Annotated in this window: 2 protein-coding genes; both read left to right on the top strand. The window is 36.8% G+C overall.

Annotated elements, in window-relative coordinates; translation table 11 throughout:
* Nucleotides 1–73 precede the first annotated feature (73 nt).
* A complete protein-coding gene (locus tag ORL93_RS30760; RefSeq protein ID WP_265960343.1) occupies nucleotides 74–370 on the top strand; it encodes a transposase in 297 nt (98 codons plus the stop codon).
* Nucleotides 371–378: 8 nt separating this feature from the next.
* Nucleotides 379–1,260 carry an IS3 family transposase gene (locus ORL93_RS30755; protein WP_265960342.1) on the top strand — a complete coding sequence of 294 codons (882 nt, stop codon included), beginning with the start codon at nucleotides 379–381 and terminating at the stop codon, nucleotides 1,258–1,260.
* Nucleotides 1,261–1,303 lie beyond the last annotated feature (43 nt).

The raw sequence follows: 1,303 nt of genomic DNA, 5'->3' as shown, positions 1-1,303 counted from the left end.
TGATATGATCCCCTTATAGTAGACAGTAAAAAGAAAGCACATTAATCTGTTTACTATGGAGGGGATTTTTTCTATGGGTAAAATTAGAGTAACTTACGATATAGAATTTAAGAAAAAAGCAGTAGATTTATACCTTAAAGAAGGAATGGGATACAAAACGGTCGCTAAAGAACTAGGAATTGATCACTCAGTAGTAAGACGTTGGGTGAAACACTTTGAGGCTGAAGGTATCAAAGGACTAGAAGAAAAACGTGGTAAAGCGAACGGGCCAGGTGTAGGTAGACCAAGAATCAAGCCAGAAGATCCAGAAGCTAAGATCAGACGATTAGAAGCGGAAAATGAAATGTTAAAAAAGCTCTTAGGGATGTAAAAGGAGGAATGAAAGCTGTATCCAAAGCGAGAAAGTTTGAAGTCATCCACGAGATGTCGGAAAAAGGTTTTACGGTTACCGTTCTATGCGATATTGCCGGTGTAACCAGAAGTGGGTACTACAAATGGATAAAACGGCACTCGACGCCTTCTGAAAAACAATCGGAGGATGTCAAAATCAAGAAAAAGATATTGAAGTGCCATAAAAAACTTAGGGGAATTTATGGATACAGAAGAGTACAAGTTTGGCTGAAAGTCACCTATAACCTTCACGTTAATCACAAACGTATACAGAGGTTGATGGGTGAACTAGGTATCAAAGCGATTATTAGGAGAAAACGACCTTATTATGGAAAAAAAGAAGCTTATGTGATTTCAGATAACCATCTGAACAGGGATTTCCAAGCTTCAAAACCGAATGAAAAATGGGTAACAGATATTACCTACTTGATTTTCAATGGACAGAGATTATACTTATCCGCTATTAAAGACTTGTACAACAATGAAATTGTTGCCTATGAAATCAGTCGTAGAAACGACCTTAAATTAGTGCTAGATACACTTAAGAAGGCAAGGAAAAAGCGAAATGCGAAAGGGATTCTCCTACATAGTGATCAAGGGTTCCAATACACATCCCGTCAATATAATCAATTACTAAAAAAATATCAGATGAAGGCTAGTATGTCTCGGAAGGGAAACTGTTGGGACAATGCTTGTATAGAAAACTTCTTCAGCCACTTTAAGTCAGAGTGTTTTCATTTATACTCTTTCCGCAAAGCTGATGAGGTTAAATTTGCCGTGCGCAAATATATACACTTTTATAATCACCAAAGATTTCAACAGAAATTAAATAACCTGAGTCCATATAAATATAGAACTCAGGTTACTTAGTTGTGCTTTTTGAATACAGTCTACTTGACAGGGGTCACTTCAT

Origin of the sequence: Bacillus sp. DHT2, from assembly GCF_026241455.1 — a bacterium.
GTDB lineage: Bacteria > Bacillota > Bacilli > Bacillales > Bacillaceae_G > Bacillus_A > Bacillus_A pseudomycoides.
The sequence above is the reverse complement of the archived record's forward strand: the minus strand, read 5'-3'. Positions and strand labels throughout refer to the sequence as shown.